The following is an 18110-nucleotide window of genomic DNA, read 5'->3' as shown; positions in this document are numbered from 1 at the left end:
TAATTCATCTTTGCTATGGTGTTCTTAAAAACCAACAACCTTATCAGGCAAATTATAAGGCATGAATCCTTAAATAATTTGCTTGACAGTTAAGACGGTATCTTTTCATCTCTGAAAAGTGAGGCATCGCCTTCGCAAATTAAATTTAAACTTCTCACTGTAATATATGGCTGTGCAAGCACCTTTGCGTCATTGAATTCTACATGGTGTAGATATCGTGGGCGTATAGGACGTACCCCTTGCTCAACATAAGCAAGAACAAAGCATGACTTTTTTGTAGCGCAAGGATGAGACAGTACAAGAGTGAGATATTAGGCTTCTTTCATTAGTCCTTTTAAAACCGTAAATCAACATAAAAGCCCCTCATCCTAGCCTTCTCTCGAAGGGAGAAGGGACTTTCAATACCAATACGATTCACGCCATATAATCATATTTTTATTTATGAAAGATCTATTGTTTATGCCAATCAAATTTAAACTTTTCACTGTAATAGGTGGCTGTACAAGCTTCTACCATCAGATCAATTCACTGTTCTGCAACAGAACTAATGAAGTTGTTCTAAATTGATTAACGCATTGCCAAAATATTCAAATGCATCAAGCGCACCTTGAATAACTTCATCTTTCTGGCTTGGGCTGAGTCGAGCTTGATCTAGAGCTTGAACAAATCGTTTCCAAACCTTAGCTCGCCCTTCAGGATAAGCAGACAAATTGCGAGCGCCTTTTTCCGCACTGAGCCCTAAATGTTGCTGAGCTTGTTTAAATAAAAATGCAGCTCCCAATGTTGATCCTTCTGAAACGTAAATCCAACCTAGGGCAGCAGGGAAAGTCACATTTAAGCTTTCTAAAGTTTGACCTTGAGGCTGAATACCTAAATCTTGCAGATCGAGTAACGCCTGAGCAGAGCGACCACGAATATCAATATCAGTTATATATGAAGCTACTTGATCTTGTTGAAATAAATGTTCGATTTCTAATTGAAAATAATACTGAGACAATGTGAATAAAGCATATTTTTCTAAACTTGAAAATACATCTGCTTGTGCCATCAGCTTATGCATTCTTTCATGCTCATCTGCAGTTTGTAATTTTAGACGCATTGACAAACTAAGTTGTTGCTGAGCGTTTGGTTCATTGATCAGTGCTTGATTCATTCCATTCTCTGATTTAAAAGGCGGTATATAAGAGATGACGAATGGAAGGAGAAAAACATGCAAAAGACCTTACAAAAAAAGTTCCTTCAGAGAGCATTTACAAATCATGGAATGTAAACGATAATTATTATTGTTTAGGGTTTTTAAATTTAATTTTATGGTTCCAATTCTCCCCACACCCTCACGGCAGCAGATATTGCAAGACATGTATTTGGATCATCATGATTGGTTGAGACACTGGTTGAACTCGCGAGTCCGCTATCCCTTTACTGCAGCGGATTTGGTTCAAGATACTTTTGTAAAATTGCTACAAACTCAACAGCTTTTTTCTATTCAAGAACCGCGTGCATATTTGGTGAATGTTGCTAAACACTTACTTATTGATAAACATCGTCGTTATATTTTAGAGCAGAATTATTTAGAAACCCTAAAACAGCATGCTGATGATCAGGATATTTTATTATCTTCAAATCAAATTGAAGAAGCAGTACTCATCTTAGATTTTCTCACTGTTGCTTTGCAGGGTACGACAGCACTGACTCGAAAAGCTTTTATTATGTATTACTTTGAAGGTTATAGTCAGAGTGAAATTGCGACTGAGATTGGTAAATCTTTACGCACGACACAGCTATATTTAGCTGACTGTTTACAGTTATGTTATGAGGCGAAAAACAATCTGCTTGAGCTAGAGCAAGATGAACGCTAAACAACTACAAAAAGAGATGGCTTTATGGATTGTTCGTTTAAATACCGATAATTTACATGAACGTCAACAAGCTCAAATCGAGTTTGAAGCGTGGAGAAACAAGTACCCTGAACATCATGATCAACTCGATCAAATGCTTAGTTTCTCACAAACGATGCAGCAATTTTCAACAACACATGGCATATCTAGCCAAAATGTTCGAAATTCAATGAAACTCAGCCAGCAAAGTAAAAAAAATATTTTACAAATGCTGAGTAAAACCTTGCTGTTCTTTGTAGGGGTAGGCGGTGTAATCTATTTAGCCAGTGATTCAACGATGCTGTCGTACCATACTGCTGATTTTAAAACTGAAGTTGGCCAAATACATTCAATCACCTTGCAAGATGGTTCCAAAGTGACTTTAGGTGCAAAATCTGCAATTAAACTAGATTTTAGTTCTGAAAAACGACAAATCAATTTAGTTCAAGGGGACATGTATATTGATGTTGCCAAAGACCCTCAACGACCGTTAATCATTCATACACCTCAAGCAGATTTTAAAGCGCTCGGTACTCGATTTATCGTTTATCAATACTCAAACAGCAGCGTGGTAAATATGCTGCATTCTAAAGTTGAAACTCGTTCCTTGGGCAAGGATCATCAATCAAAAGTAGTCAAGCAGGGTGAAAAAATTACCGCTAATCCACTTGGTTTGAGTCCAATATCTAAACTTGATATTGCATCGACAGAGTTTGCTTGGGATAAGCATCAGATATTGGCAGATCAACTTCCTTTGCCTGATTTACTCACAAACTTAAGTCGTTATCATCATCAATATTTAATTTTTAATCACTCTACTTTAAAAGATTATAAAGTCAGTGGTGTGATTAATGCGCAACAGGATTTAGATCAAACCCTGCGTTTATTGGTTAGTCATTATCCAATTAAAATTACTAAACTTGGTAATTATGTGATTTATATTACTTCAAAATAACAAAAATGTTATTTTAGCCTAATTTAATAGAGTTTTTTTAAAATAATTTATTTATGTTTGGTTATATTTTTAGATCATTAAATTCTGTTTTAAAATACAATATTGATTATAACTTTATTGATTTAATTTATAAGTTATTGAATAAAAATAATTAAAATAATTTATTTATTTTTTCAATGTATGTGCATGATAAAGAGTTAACTTGGGAGATATTGTGGTGAGAATATATTGTTGTGGGGGTGGTGGTTTTTTTAAACTTGGTTGAAATTTAAAATAAAAATAAATTTTGAATAGCTGGATTTTAAAACAAGTTTATGCTTAAAATAAACAGATTTTAAAATAAATAGGCAATTTAAATAAATGGAAGCAGGGGGTGTATATATTTAAATGTGTTTGTTTATGTGGGGTTTATTTTTTTGTAATTTGGATAAAGTAATATTGTTTTAAACTTCATGAGGTTAATTCTATGAAGAGACTTATTCTCCCCATATTGAGTGTTTGGACTTTAAGTTTGGGAAGTAATAGTGTGTTTGCTGTTAACGGGAAAATTACGGTAAATGGTGCTGTGACTAACGGAACGTGTACGATCCAACCTCAACTTGGTGTGGGATCTGGCATTAAGGATATTATTATTCCGTTGAAGGCTATCACTAAATCAAGCTTTACACCTACAAATACAAGTCAAGGCTCCACAAATTTTTTTCTGTTCTTGGTAAATGGTACGGGCGCGTACTGTGATGTGGCACATAATAAATCCTTTAAGGGTATCCATCTCACTCCAATTTCTGCAACTGACTTGGATGCAATGGATAAGACTTTATTGGTCAATAAAGCTACAGGTGCAAGCGGTGCTTCTGTTAAAAATCCTGTTTTTATTCAAATGTTCGCGGATCATAGAAATGTTGTGGATTTTACTGCACCGTGGGGAGTTCAGGCAAAAAGTATGATTTATGGCGATAAGGAAGATTTCTCTTTCGTAAGTTATCAAGTTGAGTATGTTTCTAAAACTGGAATTGTCGATGCTCAAAATGTCACAGCGACTGTAAATTATAACATTCACTATAATTAATTTTTGTCTGATGATTTCAACAGGGAACAATATGTTTGTTGTTGATTAAGCCAGTTAAAAATAATTATAACTTCGTAAGGTTAATTCAATGAAGAAACTTACTCTACCCCCGTTGGCTATTTGGGCTTTACTTTTGGTAAGTGGTCATGTGTTTGCTGTAGATGGAAAAATTACAGTGAATGGTGTCGTGGTTGACCAAACCTGTACATTACAAGCTTACAATGTAATGGCAAGTGGTAAGAAAGATCTAACAATGCACTTACAAGATGTACCTAAATCTGGGTTTGCTCCCAGTACCCCACAGCAAGCTGGTGCATATTTTTTTGCAAAGTTAACAAATTCTGCGGGTGGTAAATGTGATGCAGCAACAACTAAAGCTTTTAAAGGTATCCATCTCAGTGCAATTTCAGCAACAGACTTAGATGAAACGGATAAGACCTTATTGGTCAATCAAGCTATAGGCGCCTCTGCTACAAATCCTATATTTATTCGACTAACCACTTGGCAGGGAGCAGCCGTCGACCTTTCTGCACCTTGGGGAACTCAGGCGTACTCTCCAGCAACCACGCCTATTCCGCAGCAAGATACAATTATAAATTATCTTGTTACGTATGTTTCCAAGACTGGGATTGTCGATGCTCAAAGTGTCACAGCGACTGTAAATTATAACATTCATTATAATTAATTTTTGTCTGATGGTTTCAACAGGGAACATTATGTTTGTTGTTGATAAAGCAGTTAAAAATAATACAACTTCGTAAGGTGAATTCAATGAAGAAATTTACTCTACCTACATTGGCTATGTGGGCTTTACTTTTGGCAAGTAGTCATGTGTTTGCTGTAGATGGAAAAATTACAGTGAATGGTGCTGTGACTGATGGAACATGTACTTTACGACCTACTAAAATTCATCCAGGAACTGGCATGAAGAATATAATTATTCCGATGGCCGCTGTGCCTAAATCAAGCTTTACTGCTACAAATACGTTACAAGGGCGCACAAATATTTTTCTGGACTTAGTAAATGGTGCGGGTGATTACTGTGATGAGGCACAAAATATAGCCTTTAAAGGTATTCATCTCAGTCCAATTTCAGCAACTGACTTAGATGAATCGGATAAGACTTTGTTGATCAATAAAGCTACAGGTGCTTCTGTTAAAAACCCTGTTTTTATTCAATTAAGTGTTTCGGGTGGCAATGTACCTGTGAATCTTTCTCAGCCCTGGAATACTCAGGGAAGAAACGCTGTTTATGGCCATAGTCAGGCCGTCCACGTAAGTTATCAAGTCAACTATATTTCCAAAACAGGGATTGTCGATGCTCAGAATGTCACAGCGAGAGTAAATTATACATTGCACTATAATTAATTTTTGTCTGATGGTTTCAACAGGGAATAGTTTGTTTGTTGCAGATTGAGAAAATTAAATAAAACTGCAGTTCATTGCGGTTTTTTTCTGTCTGCTTCGTCATATAACTTAGAACGCATGAAAACACAGATTATTTTAACTGAATGAAGTTAATGATTATCATTTAACCTTGGGTGAGTAAAGAATGTCTCAATCTTTATATCAGACAGCAATAAAGCCTGTTGCTTTGGCTGTTGCAATCGCACTTTCTATGGGTGCAATGAGTATGCAAACGCATGCAAATAACACTTTACCAGTAACTTTTTATCAAGTGCAAAGCGGTTCACTTACCCAAGCTTTAAATAGTTTGGCACAGCAAGCCAACGTATCTTTATTATTAGATCCAGAAAAAACTAATCGTTATCGGGTGAAGACGATTCAGGGTAAATATAGCTTAGACCAGTTTTTTGCGTTATTGGTGCAAAATACGCCATTTCAGATTCAAAAAACCTCAGCAGGTTATCTGTTAGTTGAAAAGCCCGTTACTGTACAAATCCCAGTAGTTAATACAGCGAATACAACAACAGGAAAAACAACAAGTTCAAATGCCCGTACTGATGAAAACCAAATTTATCAGATGACACCGATTGTGGTAGAAGCCATAAAAAAAGACACTATACAATTTGGCCAAAGCGTACTGAATCAAAAGGCGATTGATCGTTATCAGGCAAATAATGTTGCACAATTACTGGATCATATGCCCAGTGTTGGTTCAGCCGGATCTCCACGCCCGGGGGGGCAAACGATTAATATTTTAGGGATGGGTGGTGTAGCAGATGTTCCCATTACCTTAGACGATTCTGTTAAAACGTTTGACAAATATCGACAGGGTTCAGTCTTTATTGAGCCAGAAATTTTAAAGAAAATCACGGTGGATAAAGGACCGCATAATGTTGAAGTAGGAAATGGCGGTTTTGGCGGTAAGGTCACACTTGAAACCAAAGATGCCACTGATCTACTGGACGCTGATAAAAATATTGGTGCATTTTTAAAATATTCACGTTTTTCCAATAACAGCCAAAATACTTATACTGGTGCAGTATATGGTAAAGCAGAGAATGGATTGGTCGATGGTCTGTTTTACTATACCAATCGCGATAGTGGAAATGTAAAGCGCCCAGATGGCAGTCAGTTTTTATATTCTGGGCAAGAGCAAGAAACCTATTTAGCCAAACTGAATTTTTATCCAGCAGATGGTCATAAAATTTCTTTAAATGCGATGCAAAGTGGGCATGAGGGCTGGGAACCTTTTGCTGCTATGCGTGATCAGGATGCAGTACCAACTGAAGCAGATATTGCCAAATATGGCTATGAAGAGGCTTGGAAGCGCCGTTTGGTGGACCGTGATCAAGAAGATACCAGTTACTCAGCAAGTTATGAGTTCAACCCTGACGCTAATCCATATCTAAATTTAAAAGCGGTCGCATCCTATTCAAAGACTTATCAGCATGATCAACGCTTGCCAAGTGTAAACGGTTCAGCGGCACTGTTAGGCAACGAAAGTTGGGTGACTTATACCAATACTGCATTGAAAATAAATAATATCAGCGACATTCCAACAAATTTGGGGACGCATAAATTAAAAGTTGGCGCGCAATATCAGAAAATGGAACAAAATTCGCTGATATATGACAAGAACAATGCCAAAAAGCCAGATTATAATTTTGGTTATTACGAACCGAACTATATGCCTGCTGGCGATCAACAAATGCTCAGTGCATTTGTTGAAGATCAATATCAGATTAATAATTTCGTCATTACACCATCGCTACGCTATGATCATATCGAAAATAACGGCAAGCCAAATCGTGCATCACGATTTAATGATCCAACTGCTGGACATGATTATTCTAGTAAAACTTATACTGGCTGGTCTCCACGTTTAGCGATGTCTTGGAAACAGGCGGACTATATGACTTGGTTTGCAAATGTGAGTAAAACTTGGCGTGCGCCTCGTGTTGATGAACAATATTATGTGCAATCCGCAGCGACCACTGTTCCCTCGACTAGTCGTTATCTACTGCCTGAAAAAATGTTGGCGATTCGTGTCGGAAATGAGATGAATTTTGATGATGTGTTTAGCAATGAAGATCATCTGCAAGTCCGTTTAACTTATCATCATAATCGGGGTAGTGATGAGATATTTCGTAATCGTTCAACATTCTGTCGAGCACAAGCAGAAAACAATGCCAACAATGGCTCGGGTAGCGTAGCGGATTGTAAAGGCAACTATGATCATGGTTTTTATCGTAATGTGACTGATTACACCATCAAAGCCTATGAAGCCGAAGCCTTTTATAACCAGCCAACTTGGTTCGCAGGTTTAACTTATTCCTATATTCGCGGGCAACGTGATAATTCCCCGGTAAATCCATGGTTTGATCAAAAAACATGGATGACCAATATCCCACCGAAAAAAGCCACGGCGACTTTAGGGGTAAATGTGCCTGAACATTACTTAACTATGGGCTGGAGAGGGATATTTGTAGCTGCGCAAGACCGAAGCCTTTCTGACAATGATAAGTCAATTGCGGCATCTTCATTTTCATTACCTAAAACCAAAGGCTATTCACTACATAGTGTTTATGCAGACTGGCAGCCAATCGGTGCAAAAGGGCCTACGCTGAATTTCTCGATTGATAATTTATTTAATCGTGATTACAAAATGTATTTGGGTGAATATATGACAGGTACAGGTCGAGATTATAAGGTAAGTATTTCTCAGAAATTCTAATGTACCTGCACCAACCATACGAAATGAAAGAATGACATGGCGAAAAGTAAATTTAATTTAACCATTAAATTCACTTTTCGCTTTTTTTAATTAACTCATCAGCATAAATTTAAATCTCTAAAATCATATAATTTTTAGCACGAGGCGTTCGATTGCAACATCTATCAAATTTAACAGTTGCAGTGTTAAAACGATATATGGCTTGGTTTTCAGTTGGATTGTTAACAGGTAAGCATTAAGTCTTTAAGCTGCCAGTCTTGGTTATTGAAATAAAATACTGATCAAAACCAGCGTGAGTAATAGGATATAACCACGTTCATGCAGCTGATTAGACAATTTCCCTATCCACTTTATCGAAAGTTTCATGCCTAAAAAGCCCCCTATAATCAACGCAATTAAAGCAGGGTAATAAAAATAACCAATAAAATGCGTGCCTAAATGTTGGGGTTGAATGAATTGTCCAATGATCAAGGTGAAGCAACCTGCAAGCGCAACTGGCATACTCAAAGGATTGGCAAGGGCAACCGATGAAGACATATCCAAACCACAACGACGGAACAGGGGAACAGTCATCACACTGCCTCCGACACCCAAAGCAGCAGCTATCCCACCGATGAATATTCCGCCTAAGCCTTGCTCTGTTTTGGTGAGTAATCTTACTGTTTGAGCATTTGAGTGGGGCTGTCTGAATTGACGAATCAGACAATCAAAAATTGTAAAACACAAATAGAGTGCAAAAGTCCATTTTAACAGATGTGATGAAGTATTCAGGGCGATCAAAGTACCTAAAATTGCACCAGCAGCAATCCAATAAGCAATGGGGAATAAGTACTGCGTGTGTATTTTTCGCTGTTTATATTGCTGATAGCTTGCCAATCCTGAGTTGATCACCATCAATAACAATGAGGTGGCAACAGCACTTTTAAAAGCTAAATCATAGGCGGTAGAATGAATTGGATATTGCATACGGATTGTCGAATAAACCAAGGGAACCACCACAAAGCCCCCAGCAAAACCAAATAATATGGTGAGTATGCCACTGACAAATCCTGCAACCAATAAAATAAGATAGAGTTCCATAAGCATAGATCTTTGAAAATAAATACCAGTTTAAGGATTTCCCAATCAGTAAAATTTGTTATATTCCGCATTTAATTACTCAAATCAGACACAGATATGAAACAAATCTCGATTCATAGTGTTGAGCATTTAAAACATAAAATGATTGCGATAGAAACGCAGTACGCTGAGTACTATGTGTTGAAGATGCACAGCCATAAACGAGCACAATTACTCTATGCAGCTCAGGGCGTGATGCATGTTGAAACACCACAAGGAAACTGGATCATTCCTCCAGAAAGGGCAGTTTGGATTCCACCACAAGTTCCGCATCAATTGACTTTGTTTAATGTTAAAACCTGTAGTTTGTATATTCTTCCTGAATACGTCCCTAGGCAGATTGAATGCTGTGAAGTTCTGTCAATTTCGCCTTTGCTTAGACAATTACTTTTAAAAGCACCAGAGTTAAATGAACCGCTTTCAAGACATGATGAGCTGATTCAAGAATTGATTTTAACCGAGCTGGAAATTTCTGAAACAATTGAACTGCATTTACCTTTACCAGAAGATAAAGCCATGTTAGAAATTTGCCAAAAGTTCTTAAAGCAGCCAAATATTCATTTATCACCTGAAGAAATTGCGATACAACTTTATATCAGCGAACGGCATTTTAGTCGGCTGTTTAAAAGTGAAGTCGGGATGTCTTTTTCAAAATGGCGACAACATGCTTGTGTACTGTTAAGTCTTGAAAAATTGCTCCAAAATCAGCCGATCCAGAAAATTGCTTATGATTTTGGCTTTAAAAATCCTGCTGCATTCACCACCATGTTTCACCGAGTTCTAGGTTTAAGCCCGACTCAATATATGGGGCATCTGCAAAATAAAACATCTATATAAACTGTATTTTTGATTTTTGACTGAACGTTATAAAAATAAGCCTAACTTATCAGTGACCTGATTGATACAGTCGAATCATTAGAAAAAGCACGTTTTATTTAAAGCATGTTGCTTTTCAAACATATATCAGTGAAAGGAAAGTGTAAAAAATAGTGATAAATATAAATGAAAATGATTATAATTATTCTTCAAGTTTTTAGGTCATTGTTTAATGCAGTTTAATAAATCCTCCCTCGCATTTTCAGTTTTTGCCATCATGCTATCCACCGCTCATGCTGAGTCAGAATCAGAGATAACGCAAAATGCTGTAAGCAATAAATTGCCAACGATTACCGTACAAGCAGACAGTGATAAAAAAGCCTATGCAGCAAAAACAGCAAGCGCGGTATTGCGATCTAAAGCACCTTTATTTGAAACAGCTCAGTCGATTAGTGCGATCACCAATCAGCAAATTGAACAAAAGCAAGCAAAAACAGTAGCAGAAGCTTTAGAAGGTGTGGCAGGCGTGACCTCTGGTCAATATGGACGAAGAGGCTGGGATGACTTTATTATTCGTGGACAAATATCCAGTTCACAAACTTATATTGATGGGTTGCGTATCCAAGCATCGGATAATGTTTTACGAGCGGAAGATATTTCAGGCTTGGAGTCTATTGAAGTGGTCAAAGGGCCAACCTCAGTTGGTTTTGGTTTGGCGCTGCCAGGGGGCTTAGTCAATTTAACCACCAAACGACCACAAGCAGAAACCGCTTACAAAGGCACATTAAGTTATGGAAGCTATGCTTTAAAAGAAGGTACATTTGACCTAAATTATGCCCCTGACAATCGTGCAAAAGGCGCTTTTCGTATTGTAGGACGGGTCTCTGATCAAGATGACCCGACTGACCATGTTTATTTTAAAAATCAATATATTGCTCCATCTTACAATTTTGATCTAGGCGATAAAGATGATTTATCCGTCATTGCCAGTTATCAACACCGTGAATACATCCGTCAACAGGGCATTCCTTATAGCAAAGGCGATTATAAAAAATACCCTTCAAGTCTATTCTTTGGTGAACCTGATCATGGTTATGATATCGATGTTTATCGTCTTGGTGCAAATTATGCGCACTACTTTGACAATAATTGGGTATTTAAACAAAACTTTGCGGTTACCAAAACTGATACCCAAGGCAATCCGATATTGGCATCAGGTACAAACACACTGCCAATCATTAAACGCGCTGTAAATAATCAAGATAAGCAAGATACCAACTATACCTTGGACAGCAACCTGCAACGTAATTTTGATTTTGGAAAGATCAATTACGATGTGATGGTGGGTATCGATATGATGCGAGAGCGCAGTGATTACTATCGTAGAAACGATACCATCAATTCTTTTAATTCTGACCATCCAGCCTATGGAATTACCAGTACCAAATTGGGGACGCCAACACAACAATTGACCTATAGCCAATTTACGGGTCTCTATCTACGCAATACAATTAAAGTAGATGACCACTGGATTATCGGATTGTCTGGTCGACATGATTGGACTCAGGTTGAAATTGACGATGTATTAAAAAATAGCAACAGCAAAAACTCTGACAATGCTTTTACGGGCAGTGCATCTGTGATGTATCGTATCAATGATATGTTTGCACCATATATCAGTTATTCGACCTCATTTATGCCTGTAACAGATGCTGGAGAAAATGGTCAATTGCTGAATCCTGAAGAGGGTAAACAGACCGAAGTCGGGGTTAAGTTACAAGCACTGGATCAGCGTCTACAAGGTTATATTGCCTATTATGATCTAACCCGTAAAAATGTAACTGAAACAGATATCTCTCAAAAATTTTCAATCCAAACAGGTGAGCAAGTTACCAAAGGTTTTGAAGCAGAAATCGCAGCGGCATTAACCGATCAATGGAATGCCACAGCAACCTATAGCTATATCCCAACAGCAAAAGTCACTGAAAGTGTGATTGCCAGTGATATTGGCAAACGGACCAATCATGTAGCTAAAAATGCCAGTTCGTTATCCACCCAGTATTATTTTAGCCCAGATAAATTAGGTTGGAACATCGGTGCTGGAATTCGTTATCAAGGTTCTAGAACAGCACAGCGCAATACGGATTTTGTCTATTTACCAAGTTATACCTTATTTGATGTAAATGCGGGTTACGAAGCCAAGAATTGGGGCGCAGGTTTAACAATTAAAAACTTATTTGATCGAGAGTATCTGGCAGGGACCACACCCAATGCACAATTGGTCAATTGGGGAGATCCTATGATGGTTCGTCTGAATGTAAAATTTAAATATTAACAGTAGCTTAGTTTAGATGTTGTTTTCACTATTTGAATTTAATGCTCAGACCTAAGTTTTATGGGTATTGGAAACAATACCCGCTTTTTTCAGTATAAAAAAGTTGGAATTAAAGATACTCGGATTTATTAGAATAATGGCTAATCGAGTGAAAACCTTAAGATATTCAATTTAGAACAACACTATGTCTAATTTCTACCATCGTAATAAAAACCATTGCTCCTATAGAGAAGTGATAAAAAAGCTTAAATTAAGATGCAATGAATGATGTCGATTATGCAGAGATCTGCTTGAAAAGCGTTCTATGCTTACAGTAATTCGATTTAAAACATTCTATAATTCAGGCCTATTTATTTTGCTGTATTTATCTAAATTTTTTATGTCTCAGCTTTCCCAATACTTTGCTCAAAACAAATTTTGCTGTTTAGTAGAATATTTACCTTCGATGCAAGAGGTATTGCCTGTAGCAACACAACTGGCGGGCTTTCCTGTATGTATGACTTTGTCAGATCGAGTACGTTCAGATGACGATATTGCGCCTTTAATCGCTGCACAATCTTATCCGCAACAGATTGAAAAAGTATTACATTATGCAGGTAAAGGTCGAGATATACATGATTTCAATCTTTTTTTAGTGCAAGCCAAACAACACGGACAGCAAAATTTATTGTTACTGACTGGCGATAAGTTAAAACGACATCATGATGGACAAGGTAGCCACGCTCGAACACGCTATTTAGAATCGGTGAATGCGGTCATCGCTGCCAAACAACAGGGCGGCTTTCATATCGGCGTTGCTTTGAATCCGTTTAAATATAGCCAAGCAGAAAAACAAGCGCAGTATTTAAAATTACATAAAAAACTACAAGCAGGCGCTGATTATATTATTACCCAGTTGGGCTTTGACCTCGTGGCACTTAAACAAGCACATGAGTTTTTAATTGAAGAAAACTATACACAAAAAATTCTTGCTTGTGTGATGCCGCTGACTTTAGCACGAGCGAAATTTATGCTGAAACATAATGTTGCAGGTATTGTGATTACACCACATATGCTTGAAGTGTTGGCTCAAGAACATGATTCTGATCAAACTGAAAATACTTATTTACGTTGTGCTTTACAAATTTTGATTTGTCAGCATATTGGTTATGCTGGTGTGCATCTTTCTGCGTGCCATAAAGCCGATGAGCAAACGATTTTAACTAGTTATATTGAACAGTATCGACATCTTGATCTTAAACAATGTGAACAATTATGGACTCAATTATGGCAGCTTAAAACGGGCAATGAATTACGCCCAGCTGCTGTAGAAAAGTCTAAGCTGAGTAATTTGCATCAGAAAGTGAAATATCAATTTTTAGATACTATTCACAGTACCATGTTTAATTCTAGTTTGGTCAAAGGGCTGGGTGCTTATATTTTTAGTGCGGGTTTTTGGAATAAAGCCCTTGCAGCAAAATTACTATTACAAGCGGAATATTTGAGTAAGCACTTTATTGTCGGGTGTGAGAGCTGTGGTCAGTGTCGGCTGGCTGAAACCTTATATATTTGCCCTGAAACTTGCCCTAAAGGTTTAGCAAATGGGCCATGCGGTGGCACACATTTAGACCGTTGTGAGTTTGGGGATCGAGAGTGTATACACTCTGTCAAAGCTCGATTGGCTGAAGAGGTCGATCAAATTCAGATATTAAAAAAACAGCTGATTCCAACTGTACCGATAGAAGTACGTGGAACCAGCTCTTGGAAAAACTGGTATGTGAAGCAGTGATAAAGGGACGAGTCTGAATAAATTAATTTTCCTCGTCCATCGCATTGGTATAAAACTTTTCACCTAATTTGATTCGGTCACGACCGTTTTTCATACGCCAGCGATTGGTATCTCGCAGTGAATAAACACAGCCACAGTATTCTTGTTGGTAAAATTCTTCACGTTTGCTGATTTCGATCATACGATGTGCACCGCCGCTTTTACGCCAGTTATAATCCCAATATTCAATGTGTGGATAATGTGCGGCAGCTCGGATTCCACAGCCGTTAATTTGTTGCATATCTTTCCAACGCGATATGCCCAATGAACTGCTGATTAAACTAAATCCATGTTCGTGTGCGTAGAGTGCGGTTCTCTCAAAACGCATATCAAAACACATGGTACAGCGGATGCCTTTTTCAGGCTCATTTTCCATACCTTTGGCACGTTCAAACCAATTGTCTGTATCGTAGTCACAGTCAATAAATGGGATATTATGCTTCTCAGCAAAGCGAATATTTTCTTCTTTGCGAATTAAATATTCTTTGACTGGATGAATATTCGGATTATAGAAAAAAATTGAAAAGTTGATGCCTGATTCAATTAAGCTTTCCATGACTTCACCTGAGCACGGCGCGCAACATGAATGCAGCAACAATTTGTCGTGGCCTTGGGGGAGTGTGAGCTTTTGGCGTTCCAGAGTCATGTTAAACAATATAAAAAATGAATAATCTTCTATTGTAAAAGTTTTAACGTCTTGTGGTGCTTGAATTCACTGAAATGTTTTCAGTCTAAGCTGAAAGTTTTTAAGGATGATATTTTAAAAAGCCAGATTTAGTTCATTCACAAAGAAACTTATATAGCTGTATAGATGAAGTATGCAACTGTACAATTTATTCATTCCAAAAATCGAGCGATTTAATTGTATGGATGAGTAAAAGTATCCTCATGTTTTACGTATCATTTAAAAATGAATAAAAATAACAAATTTTAAATTTAAGTGAAAATAATTAAACATAAATGCCATCAATCCGTTATGCTATAGCCAGATCACCTTTAACATATTAATTTGGTAATGATGGAATGTTAGAACTTCGACATCTAAAAACACTGACTGCTTTACGTGAACATGGTTCATTGGTTGCAGCAGCAGGAGATTTGTGTTTAACACCTTCTGCCTTATCACACCAGCTTCGAGAGTTAGATCAATGGTTTGGTGTCGAAGTGGTGAATCGTCGCTCACGTCCTGTGAGTTTTTCTAATGTTGGTCAACGCTTACTGAAACTTGCTGATGATATCTTACCACAAGTGCAAATTGCCCAGTCTGATATTACCCGTATTGTGCATGGGCAAACGGGACGAATCGTTTTCTCTTCTGAATGCCACAGTTGTTTTGATTGGCTTATGCCGTTGCTGAATCAGTATCGTCAGCAATACCCAGATGTAGATTTGGATTTTGCCTCAGGATTTGAAGCCAATCCGCATGAGTTATTACAAACCGGTGAATTTGATTTGTTAATTACAGCAGATCCAATTGCGCTAAAAGGGGTAGAGTATTTTCCAATTTTTGAATATGAATCGAGATTGGTGCTCTCAATCACGCATCCTTTAGCACGAATGAAACAAATTACGGTACAAGAGTTGGCTGAAGAAACCTTGGTGACCTATCCAGTGGATAAGCATCGACTGGATATCATGTCGAGATTATTTATTCCTGCCAATATTCAGCCAAAACATATTCGAACTACAGATTTAACTCAAATGTTGATTCAACTTGTGGCAAGTGGTCATGGTATCGCAGCACTGCCTGATTGGGTGGTCAATGAATATGAGCAGAAGGGCTGGGTGGTTTCTCGCCGTTTAGATTGTGTCGCGCCTGAAGGTTTACGTAGAACTTTATATGCAGGTTATCGTGTAGAAGAAAAAGAAAAAGATTATTTTGATGGTTTTCTTAAGCAACTGGATAAATTCTCGAAAAAAAGAGCAACGTATTATTAAAATATATTATTAATTAATGATTCATCCTGTAGCACCTGCTTGCTGAATACGATGAATCATTTTAACACGCGCTTACTCAGGCTGGTTTTGGCCTAAATGAGCGCGTGTTTTTTATCGGGTGTTTTCGCTATATCCCTGAATTAACTTCTTAAGCAGAATATGAGCAAAACAAAGCTTGGCTTTGTTTGCAGCGTAAGGTTTGCCATGCCCTAAGTCAACCTATCGACGAACCTAAATATTTTTGCGCCGTGTTGTTTCTATGACACGTTTTTTTAAAAAGGATTTTATTAGAGATGGCTTTCAATTAGAGACCGTTTTAATTTAGAACGGGTTTTTATTTAGCACATCGCCATTTTTTAGATCATTAATAACTCATTTTTGCTTTCTATGCCCTGAAATGCACTCTTATTGCACAAATTTGGTATTACTAAAGCCTAAAATCGTAATACCAAATTGGCACATCCTTTGCATCAAATAAAATTATAAAAAGTGATCTAGGGTTCCGATACTTGTCTAAAAGAGTATGTCTGGACCGAGAGTTCGCGGTTCGAAAGAACTACACGGAGGGATAAAAGCCCGGGAGGAAGTCAATAAACTATCCGAACAGGAGTGGCTATGCATACGACAAATTATCATGATCAACAGGTCATTTGGTCTGAAAAATTACCCGGTGGACATCACTGGTCAGGTCGCATTCCCAAAGGAAGCGTACTTCAATTTAAAGCTTTATCTGCCGATGCCAATGTCTCTTTATTTTGTGTGAATGCCCATGATCGACTTGAGCGTTTTAATATGCCAGATAGTTTAAAAGGGCAACATACTGCTTTTTTAACTCAAGGTCATGTGTTGTATTCCGATTTGGGACGGGTTATGGCCTCAATTATGTATGATGATCATGGCTGGAATGACGCTTTGTGTGGTCCAAGTCGTCCAGAACAAATCCAAGCTACTTTTGGAATAAAGACATTCCAAGATGCCCGAAATCAAATGATTCAAAATGGTTTAGATGGTTTGCTGGTTGAAATGAGTAAATATTCACTTGGGCAAATTGATCTCAGCGCAACAGTGAATTTATTTTCAAAAGTGACCCCAGATGATGTGGGTGCTTTGTCTTATATCCGCTCAGACAATACTGGGCAATTCATTGAGCTGCGTTTTGAAATGGATTGCTTTGTATTCTTATCGGCTGCACCGCATGGCTTAGATCATTCAGCGCAATATTCCCCTGCTGATATAGAAATGAGACTTTTTACTGCATTGCCCTTAACGGAAAACGATATTTGTCGAGACTCATGTCCGCAAAATCAACGTGCATTTGACAATAACCAGCGTTATTACGCGCTGAGTTCATCTAATAACACACGCATTTAAGGACAATCATCATGAGCATTTTAACGTCAATCGAAAAACCTATTTTAGATCAAGCCTTGTTAAATGAAGTTTGTCCTGCGGGTGAAGCATGGATGGGCGAAGTAAAAAAAGGCCAATATTTCCGTATTGTTGATTTAGAAGGCAATCAAGCCGTCGATACCTTATTTATGTCAGCAGAAAACCCAGCAGAACGTTATAGCGCAACAGATACTTTGGCCATTAATCAGCATGTTTACCTTGAAAAAGGGACAAACTTATACAGTAATTTAGGCCGCCCAATTGCAGTGATTGTCGATGATAACTGCGGTCGTCATGACACCTTAGGCGGTGCTTGTTCATGTGAAAGTAATACGGTTCGCTATGCACATGACACCTATCCGATGCACAGTTGCCGTAATAATTTTATGTATGCATTAGCCAAACATCCCATTGCACAAAAACATCAGTTAAACGTTCGGCACATCGGCCCCAATATTAATTTCTTTATGAATGTGCCTGTCAGCTCGGACGGACATTTAACCTTTGCTGATGGTATCTCTGCCGCTGGTAAATATGTAGAAATTCAAGCTGAGATGGATTTAATCGTACTGATTTCAAATTGCCCACAATTAAATAATCCGTGTAATGGCTATAACCCAACGAAAATTCAATTGCTGATACATAATGGTATGGGAGCATAATT

The 18110-nt window shown here is 37.7% G+C and carries 15 protein-coding genes and 1 riboswitch; of the genes, 12 read left to right on the top strand and 3 right to left on the bottom strand.

Annotated features, from left to right (window positions below):
* Positions 1 to 544 precede the first annotated feature (544 nt).
* Positions 545 to 1153 (bottom strand): biliverdin-producing heme oxygenase, encoded by a 609-nt coding sequence (locus WFN33_RS16370; RefSeq protein WP_336954068.1) that lies wholly within the window; start codon positions 1151 to 1153, stop codon positions 545 to 547.
* Positions 1154 to 1310: 157 nt separating this feature from the next.
* Here WFN33_RS16370 and WFN33_RS16365 point away from each other — a divergent pair, with 157 nt between their 5' ends.
* From WFN33_RS16365 to WFN33_RS16340, 6 genes are all read left to right on the top strand, one after another.
* Entirely contained in the window at positions 1311 to 1859 is a 549-nt protein-coding gene (locus tag WFN33_RS16365) for a sigma-70 family RNA polymerase sigma factor (protein ID WP_336954066.1), read from the top strand.
* Complete coding sequence (locus tag WFN33_RS16360) at positions 1849 to 2832, top strand: FecR family protein (RefSeq protein WP_336954065.1); 984 nt, start codon at positions 1849 to 1851, stop codon at positions 2830 to 2832. Before WFN33_RS16365 ends, WFN33_RS16360 begins: the two co-directional genes overlap by 11 nt.
* 466 nt (positions 2833 to 3298) lie before the next feature.
* Positions 3299 to 3901: a fimbrial protein gene (locus tag WFN33_RS16355; RefSeq protein WP_336954064.1), complete on the top strand. Its 603-nt coding sequence runs from the start codon at positions 3299 to 3301 to the stop codon at positions 3899 to 3901.
* A gap of 88 nt (positions 3902 to 3989) precedes the next feature.
* Positions 3990 to 4586: a fimbrial protein gene (locus WFN33_RS16350; RefSeq protein WP_336954063.1), complete on the top strand. Its 597-nt coding sequence runs from the start codon at positions 3990 to 3992 to the stop codon at positions 4584 to 4586.
* Positions 4587 to 4672: 86 nt separating this feature from the next.
* A complete protein-coding gene (locus WFN33_RS16345) occupies positions 4673 to 5269 on the top strand; it encodes a fimbrial protein (RefSeq protein ID WP_336954062.1) in 597 nt (198 codons plus the stop codon).
* A 184-nt stretch (positions 5270 to 5453) separates the two neighbouring features.
* A complete protein-coding gene (locus WFN33_RS16340; RefSeq protein WP_336954061.1) occupies positions 5454 to 8042 on the top strand; it encodes a TonB-dependent hemoglobin/transferrin/lactoferrin family receptor in 2589 nt (862 codons plus the stop codon).
* Positions 8043 to 8303: 261 nt separating this feature from the next.
* On the opposite strand, the gene WFN33_RS16335 is transcribed toward WFN33_RS16340, so the two are convergent.
* Positions 8304 to 9122 (bottom strand): sulfite exporter TauE/SafE family protein, encoded by an 819-nt coding sequence (locus WFN33_RS16335; protein ID WP_336954060.1) that lies wholly within the window; start codon positions 9120 to 9122, stop codon positions 8304 to 8306.
* A 96-nt stretch (positions 9123 to 9218) separates the two neighbouring features.
* Between WFN33_RS16335 and WFN33_RS16330 the strand changes: the two genes are divergently transcribed.
* From WFN33_RS16330 to WFN33_RS16320, 3 genes are all read left to right on the top strand, one after another.
* Positions 9219 to 9998: an AraC family transcriptional regulator gene (locus WFN33_RS16330; RefSeq protein ID WP_336954059.1), complete on the top strand. Its 780-nt coding sequence runs from the start codon at positions 9219 to 9221 to the stop codon at positions 9996 to 9998.
* Between the two features lie 211 nt (positions 9999 to 10209).
* On the top strand, positions 10210 to 12312 hold the full coding sequence (locus WFN33_RS16325) for a TonB-dependent siderophore receptor (protein ID WP_336954058.1): 2103 nt from the start codon (positions 10210 to 10212) through the stop codon (positions 12310 to 12312).
* Between the two features lie 379 nt (positions 12313 to 12691).
* Positions 12692 to 14080, top strand: coding sequence for a methylenetetrahydrofolate reductase C-terminal domain-containing protein (locus WFN33_RS16320; RefSeq protein WP_336954057.1), 1389 nt, complete (start codon positions 12692 to 12694; stop codon positions 14078 to 14080).
* A 22-nt stretch (positions 14081 to 14102) separates the two neighbouring features.
* On the opposite strand, the gene WFN33_RS16315 is transcribed toward WFN33_RS16320, so the two are convergent.
* Complete coding sequence (locus WFN33_RS16315; RefSeq protein WP_336954056.1) at positions 14103 to 14765, bottom strand: epoxyqueuosine reductase QueH; 663 nt, start codon at positions 14763 to 14765, stop codon at positions 14103 to 14105.
* A 377-nt stretch (positions 14766 to 15142) separates the two neighbouring features.
* Here WFN33_RS16315 and WFN33_RS16310 point away from each other — a divergent pair, with 377 nt between their 5' ends.
* From WFN33_RS16310 to WFN33_RS16300, 3 genes are all read left to right on the top strand, one after another.
* Positions 15143 to 16057 (top strand): LysR family transcriptional regulator, encoded by a 915-nt coding sequence (locus WFN33_RS16310; RefSeq protein ID WP_336954055.1) that lies wholly within the window; start codon positions 15143 to 15145, stop codon positions 16055 to 16057.
* Positions 16058 to 16540: 483 nt separating this feature from the next.
* A riboswitch (guanidine-I (ykkC/yxkD leader) is annotated at positions 16541 to 16642 on the top strand.
* 30 nt (positions 16643 to 16672) lie between these two features.
* Positions 16673 to 17428, top strand: coding sequence for an urea amidolyase associated protein UAAP1 (locus WFN33_RS16305; RefSeq protein WP_336954054.1), 756 nt, complete (start codon positions 16673 to 16675; stop codon positions 17426 to 17428).
* Between the two features lie 11 nt (positions 17429 to 17439).
* Positions 17440 to 18108, top strand: coding sequence for an urea amidolyase associated protein UAAP2 (locus WFN33_RS16300; protein WP_336954053.1), 669 nt, complete (start codon positions 17440 to 17442; stop codon positions 18106 to 18108).
* Positions 18109 to 18110 lie beyond the last annotated feature (2 nt).

The organism is Acinetobacter sp. AS167 (assembly GCF_037152175.1).
GTDB lineage: Bacteria > Pseudomonadota > Gammaproteobacteria > Pseudomonadales > Moraxellaceae > Acinetobacter.
Note: the sequence above shows the minus strand (reverse complement) of the source record. Positions and strands in the feature narration are given on the sequence as shown.

Bases quoted from the DNA above. Each gene is read 5' to 3' on its own strand.
- WFN33_RS16325 (WP_336954058.1), top strand. From the start codon at position 10,210: ATGCAGTTTAATAAATCCTCCCTCGCATTTTCAGTTTTTGCCATCATG.
- WFN33_RS16350 (WP_336954063.1), top strand. From the start codon at position 3,990: ATGAAGAAACTTACTCTACCCCCGTTGGCTATTTGGGCTTTACTTTTG.
- WFN33_RS16360 (WP_336954065.1), top strand. From the start codon at position 1,849: ATGAACGCTAAACAACTACAAAAAGAGATGGCTTTATGGATTGTTCGT.
- WFN33_RS16305 (WP_336954054.1), top strand. From the start codon at position 16,673: ATGCATACGACAAATTATCATGATCAACAGGTCATTTGGTCTGAAAAA.
- WFN33_RS16370 (WP_336954068.1), bottom strand. From the start codon at position 1,153: ATGAATCAAGCACTGATCAATGAACCAAACGCTCAGCAACAACTTAGT.
- WFN33_RS16345 (WP_336954062.1), top strand. From the start codon at position 4,673: ATGAAGAAATTTACTCTACCTACATTGGCTATGTGGGCTTTACTTTTG.
- WFN33_RS16310 (WP_336954055.1), top strand. From the start codon at position 15,143: ATGTTAGAACTTCGACATCTAAAAACACTGACTGCTTTACGTGAACAT.
- WFN33_RS16365 (WP_336954066.1), top strand. From the start codon at position 1,311: ATGGTTCCAATTCTCCCCACACCCTCACGGCAGCAGATATTGCAAGAC.
- WFN33_RS16330 (WP_336954059.1), top strand. From the start codon at position 9,219: ATGAAACAAATCTCGATTCATAGTGTTGAGCATTTAAAACATAAAATG.
- WFN33_RS16335 (WP_336954060.1), bottom strand. From the start codon at position 9,122: ATGGAACTCTATCTTATTTTATTGGTTGCAGGATTTGTCAGTGGCATA.
- WFN33_RS16320 (WP_336954057.1), top strand. From the start codon at position 12,692: ATGTCTCAGCTTTCCCAATACTTTGCTCAAAACAAATTTTGCTGTTTA.
- WFN33_RS16355 (WP_336954064.1), top strand. From the start codon at position 3,299: ATGAAGAGACTTATTCTCCCCATATTGAGTGTTTGGACTTTAAGTTTG.
- WFN33_RS16315 (WP_336954056.1), bottom strand. From the start codon at position 14,765: ATGACTCTGGAACGCCAAAAGCTCACACTCCCCCAAGGCCACGACAAA.
- WFN33_RS16340 (WP_336954061.1), top strand. From the start codon at position 5,454: ATGTCTCAATCTTTATATCAGACAGCAATAAAGCCTGTTGCTTTGGCT.
- WFN33_RS16300 (WP_336954053.1), top strand. From the start codon at position 17,440: ATGAGCATTTTAACGTCAATCGAAAAACCTATTTTAGATCAAGCCTTG.